The organism is Viridibacillus soli, from assembly GCF_016612995.1.
GTDB lineage: Bacteria > Bacillota > Bacilli > Bacillales_A > Planococcaceae > Viridibacillus > Viridibacillus soli.
The window spans coordinates 1-387 of the sequence record NZ_JAEOAH010000103.1 but is presented as its reverse complement, the minus strand read 5'-3'; the positions used below and the strand labels follow the sequence as shown (position 1 = coordinate 387).

Annotated in this window: 1 protein-coding gene; it reads right to left on the bottom strand. The window is 38.0% G+C overall.

All coding sequences use genetic code 11. The features are described from left to right. Positions 1–329 (bottom strand): GyrI-like domain-containing protein (locus tag JFL43_RS22185; protein ID WP_200750730.1); only part of this gene is annotated, 329 nt, incomplete at its 3' end. Between the last annotated feature and the right edge of the window lie 58 nt (positions 330–387).

Sequence of the window (387 nt, the reverse complement as noted above, 5' to 3'; positions counted from 1 at the left end):
GGCATTGGACCACGCACTTCAAATACACCCCATTTTGATGCTGGTATTTCAAGTGCCGATAATCCTTCAGAGGGGTTATCATCACATTCTGTAGCTATCCAATAATCCATTTTTTCTTCAGATTGTGTTTCTCTTTTATCTACACATACTCCTAGAACACCTGTTATTTCTCCTTTGTTCAACTTAAATAGTAATTCGTCTGTTCCGTTTCCATTAATTTCGTCCCAAAACCCAGGGACCCCCTTAAGATTCTCTTCATTTACTAATGAAAATTCACGCTTAACCCCTACAACTTGAAAACTTTCTCTTTCAACAATTTTGTACTCCATTTGTTTTGCTCCCTTCAGACTAACCTGGATCACCAGGCGATTATAAGATTTCAGCTTT